This window comes from Rhizobium sp. A22-96 (assembly GCF_053521805.1).
Window position 1 is genome coordinate 1,138,858 of record NZ_JBNWDQ010000002.1, and the last position, 19,845, is coordinate 1,158,702.

20 protein-coding genes are annotated in these 19,845 nt (G+C 60.5%); 11 read left to right on the forward strand and 9 right to left on the reverse strand.

Annotated features, from left to right (window positions below):
* Positions 1–66: 66 nt before the first annotated feature.
* The 4 genes from ACQZ6F_RS11980 (at position 67) to cysE (ending at position 3,938) form a co-directional block, all read left to right on the forward strand.
* Complete coding sequence (locus tag ACQZ6F_RS11980) at positions 67–858, forward strand: creatininase family protein (protein ID WP_449091694.1); 792 nt, start codon at positions 67–69, stop codon at positions 856–858.
* Between the two features lie 140 nt (positions 859–998).
* Complete coding sequence (locus ACQZ6F_RS11985; RefSeq protein ID WP_449091693.1) at positions 999–2,117, forward strand: CobW family GTP-binding protein; 1,119 nt, start codon at positions 999–1,001, stop codon at positions 2,115–2,117.
* Positions 2,117–3,106 carry a WD40 repeat domain-containing protein gene (locus tag ACQZ6F_RS11990; RefSeq protein WP_077469408.1) on the forward strand — a complete coding sequence of 330 codons (990 nt, stop codon included), beginning with the start codon at positions 2,117–2,119 and terminating at the stop codon, positions 3,104–3,106. Before ACQZ6F_RS11985 ends, ACQZ6F_RS11990 begins: the two co-directional genes overlap by 1 nt.
* 16 nt (positions 3,107–3,122) lie before the next feature.
* Positions 3,123–3,938 carry a serine O-acetyltransferase gene (gene cysE / locus ACQZ6F_RS11995; RefSeq protein ID WP_449091692.1) on the forward strand — a complete coding sequence of 272 codons (816 nt, stop codon included), beginning with the start codon at positions 3,123–3,125 and terminating at the stop codon, positions 3,936–3,938.
* Between the two features lie 83 nt (positions 3,939–4,021).
* Here cysE and ACQZ6F_RS12000 read toward each other — a convergent pair whose 3' ends face one another.
* Together ACQZ6F_RS12000 and odc2 are read right to left on the reverse strand one after the other, a co-directional pair.
* Positions 4,022–4,612: a GNAT family N-acetyltransferase gene (locus tag ACQZ6F_RS12000; RefSeq protein ID WP_449091691.1), complete on the reverse strand. Its 591-nt coding sequence runs from the start codon at positions 4,610–4,612 to the stop codon at positions 4,022–4,024.
* 96 nt (positions 4,613–4,708) lie between these two features.
* Positions 4,709–5,842: an ornithine/lysine decarboxylase gene (gene odc2, locus ACQZ6F_RS12005; RefSeq protein WP_037196325.1), complete on the reverse strand. Its 1,134-nt coding sequence runs from the start codon at positions 5,840–5,842 to the stop codon at positions 4,709–4,711.
* A 529-nt stretch (positions 5,843–6,371) separates the two neighbouring features.
* On the opposite strand from odc2, the gene ACQZ6F_RS12010 reads away from it, so the two are divergent.
* The 3 genes from ACQZ6F_RS12010 to ACQZ6F_RS12020 all read left to right on the forward strand — a co-directional run bounded on the left by ACQZ6F_RS12010 (position 6,372) and on the right by ACQZ6F_RS12020 (position 9,113).
* Positions 6,372–7,265 (forward strand): LysR family transcriptional regulator, encoded by an 894-nt coding sequence (locus ACQZ6F_RS12010; RefSeq protein WP_077469405.1) that lies wholly within the window; start codon positions 6,372–6,374, stop codon positions 7,263–7,265.
* 79 nt (positions 7,266–7,344) lie between these two features.
* On the forward strand, positions 7,345–8,004 hold the full coding sequence (locus ACQZ6F_RS12015) for a DUF1007 family protein (RefSeq protein WP_169055382.1): 660 nt from the start codon (positions 7,345–7,347) through the stop codon (positions 8,002–8,004).
* Positions 7,998–9,113 carry a nickel/cobalt transporter gene (locus tag ACQZ6F_RS12020; RefSeq protein WP_449091690.1) on the forward strand — a complete coding sequence of 372 codons (1,116 nt, stop codon included), beginning with the start codon at positions 7,998–8,000 and terminating at the stop codon, positions 9,111–9,113. The genes ACQZ6F_RS12015 and ACQZ6F_RS12020 overlap by 7 nt, the downstream gene beginning before the upstream one ends.
* Before the next feature lie 2 nt (positions 9,114–9,115).
* Here the strand turns inward: ACQZ6F_RS12020 and ACQZ6F_RS12025 are convergent, their stop codons facing one another.
* From ACQZ6F_RS12025 to ACQZ6F_RS12035, 3 genes are all read right to left on the reverse strand, one after another.
* The gene (locus ACQZ6F_RS12025) at positions 9,116–9,352 is read right to left on the reverse strand and encodes a hypothetical protein (RefSeq protein WP_068399939.1); all 237 of its coding nucleotides are present in this window, start codon (positions 9,350–9,352) and stop codon (positions 9,116–9,118) included.
* Between the two features lie 58 nt (positions 9,353–9,410).
* On the reverse strand, positions 9,411–10,124 hold the full coding sequence (locus ACQZ6F_RS12030; RefSeq protein WP_449091689.1) for a tellurite resistance TerB family protein: 714 nt from the start codon (positions 10,122–10,124) through the stop codon (positions 9,411–9,413).
* 130 nt (positions 10,125–10,254) lie between these two features.
* Positions 10,255–10,893 (reverse strand): 2-dehydro-3-deoxy-phosphogluconate aldolase, encoded by a 639-nt coding sequence (locus tag ACQZ6F_RS12035; RefSeq protein WP_077469402.1) that lies wholly within the window; start codon positions 10,891–10,893, stop codon positions 10,255–10,257.
* Positions 10,894–11,052: 159 nt separating this feature from the next.
* Between ACQZ6F_RS12035 and ACQZ6F_RS12040 the strand changes: the two genes are divergently transcribed.
* The 3 genes from ACQZ6F_RS12040 (at position 11,053) to trhO (ending at position 13,456) form a co-directional block, all read left to right on the forward strand.
* The gene (locus ACQZ6F_RS12040; protein ID WP_068400507.1) at positions 11,053–11,538 is read left to right on the forward strand and encodes a CYTH domain-containing protein; all 486 of its coding nucleotides are present in this window, start codon (positions 11,053–11,055) and stop codon (positions 11,536–11,538) included.
* Entirely contained in the window at positions 11,516–12,427 is a 912-nt protein-coding gene (locus tag ACQZ6F_RS12045; RefSeq protein ID WP_449091688.1) for a CHAD domain-containing protein, read from the forward strand. Before ACQZ6F_RS12040 ends, ACQZ6F_RS12045 begins: the two co-directional genes overlap by 23 nt.
* Positions 12,428–12,514: 87 nt before the next feature.
* Positions 12,515–13,456: an oxygen-dependent tRNA uridine(34) hydroxylase TrhO gene (gene trhO / locus ACQZ6F_RS12050; RefSeq protein ID WP_449091687.1), complete on the forward strand. Its 942-nt coding sequence runs from the start codon at positions 12,515–12,517 to the stop codon at positions 13,454–13,456.
* 5 nt (positions 13,457–13,461) lie between these two features.
* Here trhO and ACQZ6F_RS12055 read toward each other — a convergent pair whose 3' ends face one another.
* From ACQZ6F_RS12055 to ACQZ6F_RS12065, 3 genes are all read right to left on the reverse strand, one after another.
* Positions 13,462–15,675: a bifunctional diguanylate cyclase/phosphodiesterase gene (locus tag ACQZ6F_RS12055; protein ID WP_449091686.1), complete on the reverse strand. Its 2,214-nt coding sequence runs from the start codon at positions 15,673–15,675 to the stop codon at positions 13,462–13,464.
* A 110-nt stretch (positions 15,676–15,785) separates the two neighbouring features.
* The gene (locus tag ACQZ6F_RS12060) at positions 15,786–16,334 is read right to left on the reverse strand and encodes an NADPH-dependent FMN reductase (protein ID WP_449091685.1); all 549 of its coding nucleotides are present in this window, start codon (positions 16,332–16,334) and stop codon (positions 15,786–15,788) included.
* A 165-nt stretch (positions 16,335–16,499) separates the two neighbouring features.
* Entirely contained in the window at positions 16,500–17,873 is a 1,374-nt protein-coding gene (locus ACQZ6F_RS12065) for a GH1 family beta-glucosidase (RefSeq protein ID WP_449091684.1), read from the reverse strand.
* 259 nt (positions 17,874–18,132) lie between these two features.
* Here ACQZ6F_RS12065 and ACQZ6F_RS12070 point away from each other — a divergent pair, with 259 nt between their 5' ends.
* Complete coding sequence (locus ACQZ6F_RS12070) at positions 18,133–18,537, forward strand: DoxX family protein (RefSeq protein WP_449091683.1); 405 nt, start codon at positions 18,133–18,135, stop codon at positions 18,535–18,537.
* 57 nt (positions 18,538–18,594) lie between these two features.
* Here ACQZ6F_RS12070 and ACQZ6F_RS12075 read toward each other — a convergent pair whose 3' ends face one another.
* Entirely contained in the window at positions 18,595–19,782 is a 1,188-nt protein-coding gene (locus ACQZ6F_RS12075; protein WP_449091682.1) for a Gfo/Idh/MocA family protein, read from the reverse strand.
* Between the last annotated feature and the right edge of the window lie 63 nt (positions 19,783–19,845).

A 19,845-nucleotide genomic window follows, 5' to 3' on the forward strand; every position in this document is an offset into this window, starting at 1 on the left:
CGCCGATGCGCCATCACGCTATGACATTGCGCAGGTTATTGACATAAACAAGAGGCACACCCTCAGATGGCGTATCCTTTGCCATGTTTCGACGACAATGATGCTACATTGACCCCTGAAGAACGGGCAAAATGGATCGTCGTGCTGCCACTTGGCGCCTATGAGCAACACGGGCCCCATCTCCCGTTCGAAACCGACACATTGATCGCCGAAGGCATCGTCGCCCGCCTCAAGACTGCCCTGCCCGCCAATCTGCCCGTCACCTTCCTCGCCGCCGAGCCCGTCGGCTACTCCATCGAGCACATGGATGTCGCCGGCTCGAAATCGCTTGCCTTCGATGAGGCGGTTCAACGCTGGCTCGGCATTGCTGAGCGAATGCACAAGCTCGGCATCCGCAAATTCGTCATGCTGAATGCCCATGGCGGCAACTCGCCGTTGATGACCATTGTCGCGACCGAAGCCCGCGTCCGCTTCGGCATGCTGGCGGTCGCCACCAGCTGGACCCGCTTCGGCGTGCCGGACGGGCTGATCGCACCGGACGACAAGGCCATCGATATTCACGGCGGCGATATCGAGACTTCCGTCATGCTCGCCCTTGATCCGGAAAAGGTCGATATGTCGAAGGCGGAAAACTTTCCGTCCCGCCAGTCCGATTTCACCCGCGACCTCAAGCATCTTCGCGCCTATGGCCCCCATGCCTTCGGCTGGAAGATGTCGGACCTGAGCGCGCAAGGCGTGGCCGGCAATGCCAGGGCGGCAACAGCTGTAAAGGGCGAAAGGCTGATCGCCCATGCGGTCAAAGGGCTGGTGGAGCTTTTGCAGGATGTCGATGGCTTCGATGTATCAACGCTGACCTGACCATGCGGCCATTTCGCCCGTCCGCAACCCAATGTGATCTTATAACATATAAAAGCCTTTGAACTGCCGTCTCCAACTCCTTATATGGAACCCGACCAATATCCGCTCCCCGGGGCAACCTTCCATATTTCGAGGCTCCCATGACCGAAACAGCCACGCAAAAGCCCGTTCCCGTTACCGTTCTCACCGGCTATCTCGGTGCCGGCAAGACGACGCTGCTCAATCGCATTCTCTCCGAAAACCACGGCAAGAAATACGCCGTCATCGTCAATGAATTCGGCGAAATCGGCATCGACAACGACCTGATCGTCGAGTCGGACGAAGAAATCTACGAAATGAACAACGGCTGCGTCTGCTGCACCGTTCGCGGCGACTTGATCCGCGTCGTCGAGGGCCTGATGCGCCGCCCCGGCCGCTTTGACGGCATCATCGTCGAAACGACGGGCCTTGCCGATCCGGTTCCCGTCGCCCAGACCTTCTTCATGGATGACGATGTCCGCACCAAGACGGAACTCGACGCCGTTGTCGCGCTGGTCGACGCCAAGCACCTGCCGCTGCGCCTCAAGGACAGCCGCGAGGCCGAAGACCAGATCGCCTTTGCCGACGTCGTCGTCATCAACAAGTCCGATCTCGTATCGCCGGCAGAGCTGGCGCAGATCGAGGATATCGTGCGCGCCATCAACCCGGCCGCCCGCGTTTACAAGACGACCCGCTCCGGCGTCGACCTTGCCCGCGTGCTGAACCAGGGTGCCTTCAATCTGGAGCGTGCGCTCGAAAACGATCCGCATTTCCTCGACCAGAGCCATGACGATCATGTCTGCGGCCCGGATTGCGATCACGACCATCACGGCCATGATCACCATCATCATGACCACGACCACGACCACGATCATCACCACCACCATGATCATGACCACGGTCACGACCACCATCACCACGCCCCGTCGCCGATCCATGACGTGACCGTGCAGTCGGTGTCGCTCCGCGGCGGCGAGATGATCGCGGAGCGGTTCTTCGCATGGATCCAGAAGGTTACGCAGACCCAGGGGCCGAGCATCCTGCGTCTCAAGGGCATCATTGCCTTCAAGGACGATCCGGAACGCTACGTCGTTCAGGGCGTGCACATGATCATCGAAGGCGATCACCAGCGTCCCTGGAAGGATGGCGAAAAGCATGAAAGCCGTCTGGTCTTCATCGGCCGGGACCTCGACCGCGAAAAGCTCGAAGCAAGCTTCAAGGCCTGCGAGGCGTCCGCCTGATGCCGACTGTTGCTCCGCTTGATATCGACGGCCACGTTCTGGCCGTCGAATTTTTAGGTGACACCCCCTTCTTCGCCAGCGCCGCCGGCGCAATCCATCGCCTGGAAGGCGGAGACAAGGTGACCGAAGCCCATCAGGGCATGCTCACCTGCATTCGCGATCCCTATAGCGAAAGCCTGATTTCAGGCGGCGAAGATGGCAAGGTTCTGCGCATCGCAGCCGATGGCGGCGTGACGGTCCTGGCTGAAGCCCCGCGCAAATGGATCGCGCAGATCGCCGCGGGTCCGCAGGGTGCGGTCGCCTATTCCTACGGCAAGAGCACCTTCGTGCGACTGTCCGACGGCACGACGAAGGAATTTGCGGAAGAGCGCACCGTCGAAGGCATAGCGTTTGCGCCCAAGGGCCTGCGCATCGCCGCCGCCCGCTACAATGGCGTATCGCTGCATTGGGTCGGCATGAGCGCACAGCCGATCAATCTGGAATGGAAGGGCGCGCATAACGCCGTCACCTTCTCGCCGGACGGCCAGTTCATCGTCACCACCATGCAAGAAAACGCCCTGCACGGCTGGAAGCTGGATGTCAAACCGGGCGCCGAAGCCCGGCACATGCGCATGACGGGCTACCCCGCCAAGGTGAAATCCCTGTCGTGGTCGGCAAAGGGCAAGTGGCTCGCCTCGTCCGGTGCACCAGCCGCAATCGTCTGGCCCTTCCAGGGCAAGGACGGCCCGATGGGCAAAGCGCCGCTCGAACTCGGCAGCCGCGCCAACATCATGGCCACTTGCGTGAAGTTCCATCCTGCCGAGGATATCCTCGCCATCGGCTTCATCGACGGCATGATCCTCGCGGTCCGCCTCGGCGACGCCAAGGAAGCGCTCTTGCGCCGGCCGGGCAAGGGTGCGATCACATCGATGAGCTGGAGCAAGTCCGGCAAATTGCTGGCCTTCGCCTCCGAAGCCGGCGATTGCGGCGTCGTCGACGTCTCCGGTTGAAGAGAAAGACAGCATCATGCCCCAGTCAGGATCGGCAATCGCCGGAAATACACCTGCATCAGCCGAAAGCGTCTGGGATGTGATCCGCCGGGAGGCTGCCGAGCTCGCCAAGCGTGAGCCGACGCTCGGCCCTTTGCTGCAGGCACAGATCCTTGCCAGCCGCTCGAATGCCGAGAGCCTCGCCAATGTGCTCACCGCCCGGCTTTGCGTCGTCCGGATCGAGCACGACGAACTGCTTTCGCTGCTATCAGGCGTGTTGGCGCGGCACGCCGCAATCCTGCAGGCGACCGAAGCCGATCTCCTCGCCGTGCGCACCCGCGACCCCGCCTGCACGACCTATCTGCACGCGCTGTTGAACCTGAAGGGCTTTCATGCCCTGCAGACCCACCGTATCGCCCATGCGCTCTGGACCGAGGGCCGCACGGAAATCGCCAGCTGGCTTTCCAATCTCGTCTCGCTCGTCTTCGGTCCGGATATCCATCCGGCCGCCAGGATCGGCTCCTCGATCATGTTGGATCATGGCTCCGGCATCGTCATCGGCGAGACAGCCGTGATCGAGGATGAAGTCTCCATCCTGCAGAACGTCACGCTTGGGGGAACGGGCAAGGAGAGCGGCGATCGGCATCCGAAGATCCGCCATGGCGTGATGATCGGCGCCGGTGCAAAAATCCTCGGCAATATCGAAGTCGGCGCCTTCAGCAAGGTCGCGGCCGGCAGCGTCGTCGTGAAAGCCGTACCGCCCCATTGCACTGTTGCCGGTGTGCCCGCTGTCGTCGTCCGTATTCATCCCGCCGACGAAATTCCGGCCGAGACGATGGATCAGAACATCTAGCGTTCCGCCAGTATGTAGCGGCATAGCAAATTCAACGAGCATTAGGAGTGCCCTCGCTCGTTTGGAGCGAAGGCAAGTAGCTTTCAGGCAGCCTTTGACATCGGCGGCTGGGCAAGCTTGCGGCCGCTGGCGACGATCATGCCGGCAGCGCCACTGAGCCAGCCTTCCTTGAGCTCAAGCGCAAGGAAACGCTCGCGCTGGAACGGTCCCGGCATCACCAGATGGCGGGCCTTTTCGGCAAAGAAGCCGAAGCGCTCATAGTAAGGCGCATCGCCGACCAGCAGAATGGCGCCATGGCCGCGCTTCTTGGCTTCCAGGACGGCAGCGCGCATCAGCGCCGAACCCATGCCCTTGCCTTCATAGGCAGGGTCAACGGCCAGCGGGCCGAGCAGCAGCGCATCGACCGGACGCGTCTCGCGATCGACGCCGGCTTCGACGTTCCAGAGACGAACCGTACCGACGACATGGCCGGCGCGGTCGCGAGCGACCAGTGCCAGACCTTCGGCCGGAACGCGGCCGTGGCGCAGCTTTTCGGACGACTTCTTGCGGCGGTCGGCACCCATGGCGCGATCCAGCAGATTTTCTCGCGCGACGACATCGCCTGCGTTTTCCAGGTCGAGGGTAAAAGTTGTGGGCGCAAAGAATGCGCGGACAGAATCAAGAACAGCGGCCATCTTGGCCTCCCGTTGCCCAATACCGTTATCAGCGGTGGTGACAAATAATTGTGAGAGTGCCGCCCCGACTGATTACGGGGTCGGCGAAGTCGGACCTTAGATGATGTAGGCCTTCAGAGGATCGAAACCGTTGAAGGCAACAGCCGAATAGGTCGTCGTATAGGCGCCGGTGCCTTCGATCAGGACCTCGTCGCCAATGGTGAGCGTCACCGGCAGCGGATAGAGGTTCTTTTCATAGAGCACGTCAGCCGAATCGCAGGTCGGGCCGGCAATCACGCAGGCTTCCATCTCGTCGCCGTCGCGCTCCGTGCGGATCGGGTAGCGGATCGCCTCGTCCATGGTTTCGGCCAGACCGCCGAACTTGCCAATGTCGAGGAACACCCAGCGAGCGGCATCATTGTCCGACTTCTTCGAAATCAGGACGACTTCAGCCTTGATCACACCGGCATTGCCGACCATGCCGCGGCCCGGCTCGATGATCGTGTGCGGGATCTGGTTGCCGAAATGGGCGCGCAGAGACGCAAAGATCGCCTTGCCATAGGCCTCAGCCGACGGAACGTCGCGCAGATACTTGGTTGGAAAACCACCGCCCATGTTGACCATCTGCAGGTGGATGCCCTGCTTGGCCAGCGAGACGAAGACGCGCTTGGCATCGGCAAGAGCAGCGTCCCAGGCGTCGACCTTGGTCATCTGCGAGCCGACATGGAAAGACACGCCGTAGGATTCCAGACCCAGCTGATGGGCGTAGACGAGAACGTCGACAGCCATCTGCGGAACGCAGCCGAACTTGCGCGACAGCGGCCATTCGGCGCCTTCGCCGTCCGTCAGGACGCGGCAGAACACGCGAGCGCCGGGAGCGGCACGGGAAATCTTCTCGACTTCCTCGTGGCTGTCGACGGCGAAGAGGCTGATGCCGAGCGCATGCGCACGAGCGATATCACGCTCCTTCTTGATCGTGTTGCCGAAGGAGATGCGGGCAGCGGTCGCACCGGCATCGAGCGCCATTTCGATTTCAGCGACGGACGCGCAATCGAAGTTGGAGCCGAGGCTTGCGAGCAGACGCAGCACTTCCGGAGCCGGGTTGGCCTTGACGGCATAATAGATGGCACTGTCCGGCATGGCATGACGGAAGGCACGGAAGTTATCGCGGACGACATCGAGATCGACCACCAGGCAAGGACCGTCCGGACGTCGGGTAGCGAGAAAGTCGCGAATACGCTGCGTGGTCATGTCAATTCCCTTTCAATTCCAAAAACTCCGGGGAAAGACCCAGAGGACAAAGGGCGACGCTCATTCGCTCAGGAACCAGCCGGTGGAGACCCCGGTACCGTGCAAATGCGCGAAGCGCGGATGATGAACCAGTGCCGCAAGCGGCGCTAATTCGCTTTGTCTGCCATGGATTGGAGGGAGTATCCCAACCGCACTTCCGGCAATGAAGGTGTGCCTCTTCAGTAACCCCGGCTGATGGAAAGCCGGGAGAGAACAAAAAGGCCCGCACCGTCGTTGCTTTAGATGTCCTCGCATTTTTCGGTTGGCCGAAATAGCGACTGGAGGGGTTAGTTCCAGGTACCTTACCGATTTTCTCACCACATCGAGGATCGGCGGACACCCACGGGCACGTGCGACTTTGGGCTGATCCGGAAATAGGTACATTCGCCGTAACAATCAAGAATTTTTTTCGCCCGTGCCCTAAAAAAATAATTGAACAAATCAGCGCGTTTTGTTCAACATCCGGAAACAGTTAACGGGAGGCTTCACCATGGATACGTTGACCCGGATTCGTGCCTTTATCGACGTGGTGGAAGCCGAGGGGTTTTCGGCGGCGGCTCGCAAGACCGGGCGCTCCAAGGCCCTGCTCTCGAAATATGTCCGTGAGCTTGAGGACGAACTCGGCGCGCTGCTGCTCAACCGCACCACTCGCCAGTTTTCCATGACCGAGGCAGGCCATACCTACTATCGCACCGCTTCCGACATCCTGAAAGAGATCGACAATCTTGCCGACCTCGTGCGCGAGAATAACCAGCAGCTTAAAGGACGGTTGCGCGTTTCGGTGCCGCGCACCTTCGTCGATGCCGAAGTCGGACAATCTCTGATCGATTTCGCCAAGGAAAATCCCGACCTTGCTCTCGAAATCGCTGCTGACGACCGCTTCGTGGATCTGATCGAGGAAGGCTTCGATGTGGCCGTGCGCATCACCAAGCTCGAAGATTCCGGCATGATCGCCCGCAAGATCTCCGATTTCCGCGTCCATCTCTGCGCAACCCGGGAATTCCTCGACCGCTATCCGGCCCTGGAGCATCCGACCGATCTGACGCGCGTGCCGTTCATCATCGACAGCAACAATCGTTCGCAAGGCAGTATCCGCTTCGTGGATGCCGACAGCACCACCTTCAATGTGGCCATCAACGGCACGCTTGAAGTCAACAGCCCGCACGCGACCTTGCGCGCCGCCCTGTCCGATCTCGGCGTTGCCGTTGTCCCCGATTTCATCGGCCGCAAGGCGATCGAAAGCGGACAGCTGCTGACGCTGTTCAACGACTATCTTCCAACAGATCGCGGCATCTATGCGGTCTACCCGCACCGCCGCTATCTCCCCGCCAAAGTGCGCATCTTTGTGGACTACCTTCACAACTGGTTCCGCAAGCACGGCTAAGGGCCAAGCGGTCCCAATTCCGTCTCATTTCCTGACCAGAAGTCGAACTGAATCAATGCTCACGAAACACATCGGACGCATGAAAAAATCCACGATTGTCTATGCTATCGCCTTGACAGGCGGCATGCTGCTTGTGCCGCCGATCGCCTCGGCGCACCCGCATATTTTCGTGGAAGCGCGGCTCGAGGTTTTGGCCGGGCCGGACGGCAATGTGCAGGAGCTGCGCAACGTCTGGCGTTTCGACGAGGTGTTCTCGTCCTCCGTGCTGATGGATTTCGACAAGAACACCAACCTGAAGCTCGACCCAGACGAGCTGAAAGAAGTCGGCAAGACCGTGCGCGATTCCCTTGTCGACTATGACTACTACACGAACCTGACGCTCAACGGCAAAAGCATCAAGGTGAACAAGCCTGACGTCATCAACGTCGATTATCGCGACGGTCAGATCCTGATGTTCTTTGCCGTGAAACCGTCCGAGCCCATGCCGCTCACCAAGGGCAACAAGCTCAGCTTCGGCATCTACGACCCGACACTGTACACATCGATCGATTTCCCGACCGATAACGAGCTGGTCGTAGAAGGCGACGCCTTCAAAAGCTGCACGCACCAGGTCGTGCGGCCCAACCCGGATGAGGTCATCGCCGAAAACAAGGCGACATTGACGGATGCCTTCTTCAACGATCCGACGGGAACGACGATGTCGAAACTCTTCGCAACGCGGATAGACGTTCAATGCTGATTTCGAGCGTAAAGAGACTGGCCCCGACCGCAGCGTTTGCCTTTCTGGCGATCGCCGGCCTCGCGCATGCCGCAGGCTCGCCGCTTGGCATCGGCACGGCCGAGCCGAGCTTCCAGCCGATGGGCGGACCGCTGGCGCCGATCTTTCTCTATGTGAATTACGAGCAGCAGGCTTTCTACCGTGCCCTCACCAAATCGATCGAGGCCATGCGCCAGGACCCGTGGCAGCTCTGGACGCTGATCGGCCTCTCCTTCGCCTACGGCATCTTCCACGCTGCCGGCCCCGGCCACGGCAAGGCAGTTATTTCCTCCTACATGGTCGCCAACGAGATTGAACTGAAGCGCGGCATCGGCATTTCCTTCGTCTCGGCACTCATCCAGGGCCTCGTCGCAGTCCTCGTCGTTGGCGCCGCCTATTTCGTGCTGCGCGGCTCCGGCATCACCATGACGATGGCGACCAATGCGATGGAGATCGCCAGCTTCGTCATGGTCGTCATGTTCGGCGGCTGGCTTCTGTTTCGCAAGCTGCGAGCGATGCTCCAAAGCCGGGCGCAGCGCCGGGAAATACAGATGGCAACGTCAACCGGCCCGATCAGCCTGTCGCTTTTTGAAGGTGCGGCAACGGGCACGGATTCGGTGAGAGGCTTCTCACGCAGCAGCAACACTATGATGCCGGCTGCCGAGGGCTATCAATGCTACGATCCCGCTCACGCGGCTGGTGATGGTGCTTACTGCGAAGCCTGCGGCCACGCCCATCTTCCAGACCCGAAAATGCTGTCGAACGAGAAGTTCAGCGTCCGCGAAGCCTGGTCGGCAATCATCGCCGTCGGTCTGCGCCCCTGCTCGGGTGCGCTTCTCGTCATGACCTTCTCCATGCTGAATGGGCTCTATCTCGGCGGCCTGCTGTCCGTGCTCGCCATGTCGATCGGCACGGCACTGACCGTCTCGCTGCTGGCCATTATCGCGGTTTTCGCGAAAAGCACCGCCGTGCGCTTCACCGGCAAGGGCTCGAGACTCTCGGGATGGGTCGGTGACGGCATCGAGATTTTCGGCGCGCTGCTTGTCATCTGCACCGGCGTCATTCTGCTCGGCGCTTCGCTGCAGAATTGAGCTTATTGCCCGCTGCGTCGCTGGTAGCGAGCTCTCAGCCAGAACACGAAGAAGAAGGCCAGGATAACCAATACGCCGAAACCCGTCCCGAGCCACGGCGAGATGTTTCCGAGCCAGACGATGACGTTTGGCATCAGATAGAGCACGGCCGTCGCGACCAGCAAAATAACACCGGCTGCGATCGCCGCCGAGCGGGTGTCGCTCTTTTTGTCCGTCAAGTTGCCGATCCCTAGCGCCATGAAATGTTCCGGCGAAGGCTTAGGCCAGCCGCCGGTGAAAGGCAACTGGCTCTACCCCTCAGAGTTGGACTTTGGCGCCTGCCACCGTCGCCTCGATATGATCGACCAGCGGATCGGCCAGGCCAAGTCGCCCTGCCAGCAGATCCAGATAGCCACGTTCCGCCCGGGAATCCGGCTCGATGGCCAGGCGCGACGCCGTATAGATCTGCACCCGTTGCTCCTCGGTCTGCGCAGAGGCAACAATGGCGTCGAGATCGACCGGATTGGCAAGTTCGCGCTGGAAGAAGGCTTCGGCCTCGGAGCCGACGCCACTCTCCTGCACCTTGCCGAGAATGCGCTGGCGCTCCGTATCGTCGATATGGCCATCGGCCCGGGCAGCGGCGATCATCGCCCGCACCAGGGAGAGCGTAAAATCATTGCTGGCAATTGCCGGAGCGGTGCTGAAACCGGAGTTGGATGGCGGCGGCAGGAATTGCGGCTCGCTCTGAGGAGCGGATTGCGGTGCCGGCTGCGGCTGATTGCCATCCCTGTAATTCTTGTAGGCCTGATAGCCGAGCCCGGCGATGGCTGCGAGGCCGCCGAGCGCCAGCGTATTGCCGGCAATCTGACGTCCGGTTTTCGTTCCCAGCAGCACGCCGGCGATGGCACTCGTTGCCATCGGATTGTCCCTGGCAAGATTGATGGCCTGCGTTGCCTTGTCTTTCACGCTTCCCTGCATTCCTGGAACCTGCGACCCCAGGAATTGGTCAAGAAGTTTGCGGGCGTCGATCATATGGATGGTCCTCCGTCCTTGTGATGGTGAAAGGGAGATAGGAAGCGCAACCGCAAATACAAATCCAGGGCAAAGAAAAAGGCGCGTGAGAAACCCCGCGCGCCTCTGAAATCGATCAGAAGGAAGCCGTTCAGCCCTTGAGCGCTGCAGCCTCGGCTGCAAGCTTGGTGATCCCGGCCCAGTCACCGGCCGCAACCAGCTCCTTCGGCGCGACCCAGGAGCCGCCAACGCAGATGACGTTCGACAGCGACAGATAATCATGGGCGTTCTTGAGCGAGACACCGCCCGTCGGGCAGAAGAGCGTGCCGGCAAGCGGCGAGGACAGAGCCTTGAGATAGGCCGCACCGCCCGCCTGCTCGGCCGGGAAGAACTTCAGCACCGCATAGCCCTCTTCGCGCAGCGCCATGACTTCGCTTGCGGTGGCAGCACCCGGCAGCAACGGCACATGCGACGCGCGGGCCGCATCGAGAAGCTCCTGCGTCGTGCCGGGGCTGACGATGAACTTGGAACCGGCTTCGACAGCAGCATCCCACTGGGCAACATTCAGGATCGTGCCGGCGCCGACTTCCGCACCCTCCACTTCATCGGCGACGGCGCGGATGGCATCGAGCGCGCCCGCGGTGCGCAGCGTGATCTCGATGGCCTTGAGCCCGCCGGCCACAAGCGCCCGGGCCAGAGGTACGGCCGATTTCGCATCGTCGACGATCAGCACGGGTACGACCGGTTGCAGTTTCAGAACGGAAAGAAGCTTCTCGGTTTTCTCGCCCATGGTCGGAGCGCTCCCTTAAAACGATTGAAATCCGGCTTTCGAATAACCTTCCCGGAGATGCTTGTCGAGACAAAAGCTTGCTCTCAATACAACGGGTAGGAAATCCCCATGACTTGCTATAATGTAGCCCGATCTGTGCCAGTGGAGCATGTCAAACGCATGGCAAAAGAGATCGAGCGAAAGTTTCTGGTGCGCGGCGATCAGTGGCGTAATTTGGTGTCCGAGAGGCTCATTCTACGGCAAGGATATATTGCCTCCATGGAGGATCGCTCAGTCCGGATCAGGCTGACGAACGAGGCAACCGCGACCTTGACGATCAAGATCGGCAAGAAAATGACGCGCGACGAATTCGAATATGAGATCCCGATTCCGGAGGCAGAGGAACTGCTCGGAACGGCCATCGGCCTCGTGATCGAGAAAACCCGCCACAAGGTGCCCTTCAAGGGATTTGTCTGGGAGATCGACGTGTTTCGCGGCGCCCATCGCGGCCTGGTGATCGCCGAGGTGGAGATGGAAGACGAAAGCGATGATCCGGAACTGCCGGATTGGATCGGCCGGGAAGTGACCGGCGAACATCGCTATTCCAACCAGGCGCTCGCGACACAGTTCGAACAGGAATATAATGAGCTATCGCATACGGCCTGACCGGGCTCTTGATGGCGAGGTGCACAAGGCCGCCGCGCATCAACTCGGCAAGGCGATGGCTGTCCTGACGGATCGCCCGCAAGGCCTGCACGAAGCGGTGCATGCCGCCAGGAAAAGCATCAAGCGGGTCCGTGCCCTTTATCGTTTGATTGCCCCGCTCGCTCGGGAATTCCAACAGCAGGAAAATGCCCGCCTTCGAGACGTGGCACGCACGCTTTCGGGCGTGCGGGACGCCACGGCATTGATTGAAGTCAGCCATTATCTGCAGGAGACTGCGACGTCTGACGATGAGCAGCAAGCACTGGCGCGCGTCACCGCTGTGCTGACGAGCCGTCGCGACCGCCTGTCCGAGGCCGAGACGGACCTCGAAGACAAGGCCAAGGCAGCAATCGCCGTCTGTGGTGAAGCCATCGGGGCCGTGAAGAACACATCCTTTGGCGTTGGTCGGCGCGATACCGCACGCCTCTTCCAGAAAAGCTGGCGCAAGAACGGTCGCAAGGCGATGGAAGCGCTCTCCGAATGCCTCGGCGAAATGCCTCACGCGGAAAGCTTTCACGATCTGCGCAAGCGCAGCCAGGATTACTGGATGCACCACATGTTGCTGAGGGACATCTGGCCGGCCGCCATGCACGCCAAGCAGCTTGAAGCCAAGGCATTGGTCGATGTGCTCGGCCGCTATCTCGATCTTGCGATCCTGTCCGATGTTGCCGATCGCGAACCGCAGTTGTTCGACGGTAGCGACGACCGCGCACGCCTGCTGGAGGCGATCATCTCCCGCCAGCAGATAGCCCGCGAAGAAGCATTGAACAGGGCTCACTGGGTGTTTGCCGACAAGCCGGAGCGGGAAGCGCGAACCGTCAAGCGCCTCTGGCTGGACGCGGCAGACTAGAGCAGCCGGCCGATGCTGTTTCGATGACGCAAGGCTTCAACGCAAATCCCGATTGCCTGCCGGCCCACAAAATTGTATTTCCCCGGCATGACCGACATCTTTTCCAGCTCACGGCATGAGGCGACCGGCGCATTCCTCGTTGCGGCGCTCTACCATTTCGTTTCCCTTCCGCGCTTCGAAAGCCTGCAGGAGCCGTTGCTTGCGCTCTGCGAGGCCAATGGCGTCAAAGGCACGCTGCTGCTTGCACATGAGGGCATCAACGGCACAATCGCCGGGACGCATGCCGCCATCGGCACCGTGCTCGCCTTCCTCAGGGCACAGCCGGAATTTGCCGGCCTGGAACACAAGGAAAGCCACGCCTCGAAAATGCCGTTCGTGCGCATGAAGGTGAAGCTCAAGAAAGAGATCGTCACCATGGGCGTCGAAGATATCGACCCCACCCAGATCGTTGGCACCTATGTGGCGCCGAAGGACTGGAACGCGCTAATCTCCGACCCCGATACCATCGTCATCGATACCCGCAACGATTACGAGACGGCGATCGGCGTCTTCAAGGGCGCCGTCGATCCGAAGACCAAGACGTTCCGCGAATTTCCGGAATGGGTGCGCGAGAATACCGGCCTGCACAACAAGCCGAAGATCGCCATGTATTGCACCGGCGGCATCCGCTGCGAAAAGGCCACGGCCTTCATGAAGCAGCAGGGCTTCGATGAGGTCTATCACCTCAAGGGCGGCATTCTGAAATATCTCGAGGAAGTGCCGGCGGAAGAAAGCCTCTGGGAAGGCGCATGCTTCGTCTTCGACGAGCGCGTCTCGGTCGAGCATGGCCTGAAAGAGGGCAATCACAAGCTCTGTCACGCCTGCCGCAACCCGATCACCGTGGAAGAAGTGACCTCACCCTTCTACGAAGCCGGCGTCTCCTGCAGCCATTGCTATCACGAGCGCAGCGAGGAAGATCGGGAACGCTTTCGCGAAAGACAGCGGCAGGTCGCTCTTGCCCGCAAACGCGGCCAGCAGCATATCGGCTGAGGATATCAGGCGGCGGCGCCATGCTCTTCGTCGAGGGTAACCGTCATCTGCGCGGCCAGGCGCTTGCTGATGTCGGCGGCAGGCATCGGCTTTCCATAGAAATAGCCCTGCAATTCGTCGCAGCCGAAGTCCCGTAGCGCCCTTCCCTGCTCTTCAAGCTCGATACCCTCGGCCGTCACCGGAATGTCGAGCGAGCGGGCCAGCGCCACCGTCGCCCGCAGCATCTCGCGGGCACGGCTATCTTCGAGCACATCCATCGTCAATGAGCGGTCGATCTTGATGCGATCGAAGCCGAATTGGCGCAGATAACCGATGGATGAGAAGCCCGACCCGAAATCATCAAGCGCCACCTTGACGCCAAGCGCCTTCAGGCGCTCGATCGACTTGCGGGTACGCTCCGGATTTTGAATGATATAGCCTTCAGTGATTTCAAGCGTCACGCGACCGGCCTCGATCTCCGTCCGGTTCAGCACGCCGCGGACGTAATCGGCAAAGGCGGGATTGCGGAATTGTCCCGGCGAAACGTTGACGGCAACGCGCAGATCCGGCCATTGCTGCGCCGCTTCGCATGCCTTGCGCAGCACCAGAAGTCCCAGAGCCTCGATCAGCCCGCTTGTTTCGGCGACAGGAATGAAATCGTCGGGCGAGATAGGCCCGTGGCCTGGGCGGTTCCATCGCACGAGCGCCTCGACACCTGTCATCTCACAGCTCGACGCGTCCACAAGCGGCTGATAGGCAAGCGTCAATTCTTCCATCTCGATCGCACGGCGCAAATCGAGTTCCAATGCATTGCGTTCCTCACGATGCGCATCCATGGCCGTCTCATAGCAGGCCATACGAGCCCGGCCGGCCTCTTTGGCCTTGTACATGGCGAGATCGGCGCGGCGCACCAGTTCCTCGCGATCGATGCGGCCTTCCGGCGAGCTTGCAATGCCGATGCTGGCGCCGACGACGATCACGCGGCGACCAATTTCCAGCGGCTCGGAAAGAAAATCCAGGACCTGTTCGGCCAATCCCAGGGCGGGCCCATCGTTAAGCTCCCTGGTCGGGAAAACGATGGCGAACTCATCGCCACCAAGCCGCGCCAGCGTCGCCTGCGGCGGGATGAGCACGCTGAGGCCGGCGGCCACGGCGCGGATGAGCTGGTCGCCCGTGCCATGTCCATAGGCGTCGTTGATTTCCTTGAACCCGTCGAGATCAAGATACAGAAGCAGGACGTTACTGCCATCGCTGCTCGCCCGCTCGACCAGCCGGTCGACGTCGAGCCGCAGTCCCTCGCGATTGAGGAGGCCACTCAGGCGATCGCGAAGAGAGCCCTGGCGGGCCTGCACTTCCTCGGCCCGCAACCGGCGTCCCGCGAGCGATCCCAAGATCAGCAATACGATAAAGAACAGTCCTACCAGACCAAGCGCGCCGACTACGATCGGACGGACCTGGAGATAACTGAGGTCGCCCGGTTCCCGCGAATTCCAGACCAGCCGTCCGAGCGACTTGCCGAGCGGATCGACGATGGAAACGGCATAGCGCGCGACGGTCTCCGGCGGCACCAGCTTGAGACCGCTGATGACATAGGTGTTGGACAGCATCTTGATCCTGGCCGCATCGAGATAGCGCACCAGAACGAGATAGCGCCGCTGACCTTCGGGGACGGGAATGCGGCCGGACCTTTCGCGGATCGTCGCGGCTCCGACAGCCGCGATGCCGTTGCTGGTCATGATGTAGCCGCCCGCTTCGGGGACACCGGTCACCCGCGTGCTGCGCACCTGATCGACCAGCGCCCAGACGGCGGTGCCAAGAAGATCCTCGACCTTCTGCGTCACCGGCTCGCCGTTGTGGTAGCCGATGATCGGCTTATTGTGGTCATCGACGATGACGGCGATATCGAAAAGCGCACCGTTTGAGGATATGTCGCCATAGTTTCCGGCGACCCAGCCCTGATCGTCTGTTCCGTAGACGCTACGCGCCGCATCATTGCGGGCCGAATGATCGTGAAGCGTCGCCTCGAGTTGCCCCTGAAAAGTCTTGAGCGCGCCGACGGTCGTTTCCCAGGAGCGCTCGTCATCCAGCTTGTTGGAGTAATCAGCCACACGGCCTATGGCCGAGAGCACCATCAGGGTCACCACGGCAACGACCACTGCGAAAGAAATCAAAACGGCCGTCACGATGGAATGACGACCGATCTGCGTACTCTGACGCAACGATTTCAAAACTGCCCCCAACGCCTTTTCTCCTTGGCGTCGAAGTCTGCCGTCAGGACTTCAACAAACGGTTAAGGCGAGTTGGAGATTCCTACAGGAAAGAGTTGTATATTTGCCGCCCCCGGCAAAATTTATGGCCCAGCGCAAATCGCCTCTGCGAAACGTCTGAGACTAGCCTGCAACAGGCCGCTTTCGCGCGCATCCGAGAGAATTGCCGCCTGCGCCTCATCGCTCTTGCCGGCAATCGGTACACGCAAAAAGGCCGCCTCCACGATGCGCAGCGACATGGTTTGCAGCACCTCGGCAAGCTGCTCCAGCACAAGGTCGCCGCGATGCGAGGCATGCGCGAACATGAGCGGTTTGAAAGGCACCTCGTCGCGTGACACCAACCAGTCCAGCGCATTCTTGAAGCCACCCGGTATGCCATGCGCATATTCGGGACAGGAGACGATCAAACCATCGGCGCGCTCGATCCTCGCGGCAAATTGCTCGACAATGGTCGGCGTCCTCTCACCCTCGTCATCCGGATTGAAGATTGGCAGGTCGCCGATCAGATCGCAGATCTCGATAGTGATGCCCTCCGGACAGACCTGCCTTAGGGCTTCCAGCAGCCGGCGGCTGGTCGAAGCCTGCCTCTGGCTGCCGCACAGTGCATAAAGGAAAAGTGGGCGCGAAAACATGAACGAAGCCTAACAGCCGCGATCGATTCGGGCGATAGCCACCCTCCCCTTGAGGGGGAGGGTCGGACCAAAGGTCCGGGGTAGGGTGACCATTACGGACGCCGAAGATTATCCCCACCCGCGCGTTCCGCGCGACCTCCCCTCGGGGGGGGGGGTAAAACCGTATTAATCCGCCTTGTGGTTGCCCTTCGGAAACTGAGCGGCCAGCTCTCGATACCACTTGCCGCTCTTCTTGACCGTGCGGACCTGCGTCTCGTAGTCGACATGTACGAGGCCGAAGCGCATGCGATAGCCTTCGGCCCATTCAAAATTGTCCATTAGGCTCCAGGCGAAATAGCCGCGCATCGGATAGCCATCCTTGATCAGGTCGGCGACGATGCCAAGATGCTCGATGTAGTAATCCAGGCGCGGCTGGTCATCAACCTCGCCGTTGACCACGCCCATGTTGTAGCAGGCACCGTTCTCGGTGATGTAGCATTCCGGCAGCTCGTAGCGCTTGTTGAGATCTTCGACAACGTGCTTCAGGCCCGGCGCATAGATTTCCCAGCCGATATCGGTCTTTACGTCGCTGACCGGCGGCGCTTCCTTTGTCCAGGGAAAATCGCCGCTCTTCGAGGCGTCATCGGAGACGCGCATCGGCATGTAATAGTTCAGACCCCACCAATCGAGCTTCTGGTTGATGGTCTTGAGATCGCCATCCTCGATGACAGGCATGCGGTCGCCAAGCGCCTCGACAAACTCCCTCGGATACTCCCCCTTGAAGATCGGATCGAAGAAGGCGCCATTGTGGAACTGATGCGCGCGCTCGACGGCAGCGGCATCTTCCGGGCGATCCGAGCCCGGCAGGACCGAAGCAGCATTCAGCACGATGCCGACGGGCACTTTCGGCGCAACGGAGCGGATCGCCTCGACGCCGAGACCATGAGCAAGGTTCATATAGTGCATGGCGTAGAGCGCCGCTTGCATGTTGCGTTCGCCCGGCGCATGGACGCCGTAGAGATGGCTCAGCCAGACGATGCACCACGGCTCGTTGAAGGTGGCAACGGAATCGAGACGATCGCCGAGGCGCGACATCACGGTCTTGGCATAGCGCTGGAAGGCATGCGCGGTCGAGCGCGCCGTCCAGCCACCATCGCCGGCAAGCGTCAGCGGTAGATCCCAGTGATAGAGTGTCGCGAAGGTCTTGATTCCGCGCGCCTTGCAGCCGTCGACAAGACGATCGTAGAAATCAAGGCCAGCTTCGTTCACAGGACCGGTGCCATCGGGAATGATGCGCGGCCAGGCGATCGAGAAGCGATAGGCTTCGACGCCCATGTCCTTGATCAGATCGAGATCCTGCTCAAGCCGGTTATAGTGGTCGCAGGCAACATCGCCATTCTGGCGCTGAAAGACGCGGCCGGGCATGTTGGCGAAGGCATCCCATATCGAGGGCTTGCGGCCATCCGCCTTGGTGGCGCCTTCGATCTGGAAGGCGGCGGTGGCAACGCCGAAGGTAAAATCGCCGGGGAAGCGATCAGCAAGAAGCTTCGGATCGATCATGATGAAAATCCCGTCTGTTATGGCTTCGTTGGCTGCGGTTTAGCCAAGCCGCGTGACAAAGTACAGTGCCGATATGACAGAGCTGCAACGTTGCAGCCACTGGAAAACAGAGCCGGCTACCGGTTTTGCGGAGGATTCCGCAGGCAATCGCAGAGCCTTTGCGGATAGTTCGATAACATCAATGTCAACAGTCGTGACTTGTCTTTTTATTGCGGATCAATTGAGGGTAGTGTTCAAACTTGACAGTGAAAGGATACAAATGCTCCCTGCGCTCCACTCTCTCCACCCCTATCTGCTGAGCCTCTTGCGCATCGTCGCGTCGCTGGTGCTGTTCAGCTATGGAACGCAAAAGGTGCTGCATTTTCCAGCCGCCGAGACTGTTCCGGCCGTCGGATCACTCTCATGGATCGCCGGACTGCTCGAGCTTACACTTGGCTTCCTCGTCCTGATCGGCTTCCAGACGCGGATCGCTTCCTTCGTCCTGTCAGGCCTCATGGCCTTTGCCTATTTCCTGGCCCACGCACCGAAGAGTTTTTATCCCGCACAGAACGGCGGCGTCTCTGCCATCCTCTTCTGCTTCATCTTCCTGTTTCTCGTCGCGGCCGGCAGCGGCCCGCTTGGTATCGACGCACTAACGAAGCGCAAGCAGGGACTCGCCGCCTGACCGGCAACAACCCTAGCGAATTCGAGGCGGCCTTCGCCGCCTCGAACAAAATCGAACCTATAGCTTGATCCAGGCGCCGTTGCGCTTCGAAGAAGCAACGCAAGCGTCGACGAAGGCAACACCCTTCACACCGTCATCAACCGTCGGATAGATCACGGCCGGATCGACCGCAACGCCCTTCTTGCGGGCATTGATGGCGCGCGCAGCCTCGGTGTAGATCGTAGCAAAAGCTTCCAGATAGCCTTCCGGATGGCCCGACGGGATGCGCGAGACGCGGGCCGCTGCAGCGCCTGAGCCGGCGCCATTGCGGGTAATCAACCGCTTCTGCTCGCCGAACGGCGTGTACCACAGATAGTTCGGATCGGCCTGCGTCCACTCGATACCGCCCTTGGTGCCATAGACCCGGAGCTTCAGGCCGTTCTCGTGGCCCGGCGCCACCTGGCTGCACCAGAGCATGCCCTTGGCCGGCTTTTCCGAACCCCTGGCCTTGAAGCGCAGCATCACATGGGCGTTATCGTCCAGGCGACGTCCTTCGACGAAGCTGTCGAGATCGGCAGCGAGGCTGTCGAGTTCCAGGCCGGTAACGAAGGAGGCGAGATTATAGGCATGCGTGCCGATATCGCCTGTGGAGCCGCCAGCACCGGATTGTGACGGGTCGGTGCGCCATGCGGCCTGCTTCTGGCCGGACTGCTCGATATTCTCCGTCAGCCAGTCCTGCGGATATTCCGCCTGCACGATGCGGATATCGCCGAGTTCGCCATTGGCGATCATTTCGCGCGCCTGGCGGATCATCGGATAGCCGGTGTAATTGTGGGTGAGAATGAAGAGCGCACCGCTCTCATCTGCCACCTTCTTCAGCTTCTTGGCATCGGCAAGATTGGAGGTCAGCGGCTTGTCGCAAATGACATGGATGCCGCGTCTCAAGAATTCCTTGGCAGCATCATAGTGCACATGGTTCGGCGTCACGATCGAGACAGCCTCGATGCCGTTCTTCAGCTTGGCTTCGCGGATCGCCATGTCACGGTAGCTGGAATAGGTGCGCGTGGGGTCGAGGCCGAGATCGCGCCCAGAAGCGATGGCCCGCTCCGGCGAGGAAGAAAGCGCGCCGGCGACGAGATCAAACTGGTCGTCAATGCGCGCGGCGATACGATGCACCGCGCCGATGAAGGCGCCAGCGCCGCCGCCCACCATGCCAAGCCGAATGCGCGGCTCCCGCGTCTGTTCCGATGATCCTTCGATTGCCATAAGGGTCCTCCTGAATAAATTAAAATTCAAATTCCTGATGCTTGCCGTTTCAAGCCACCCGCC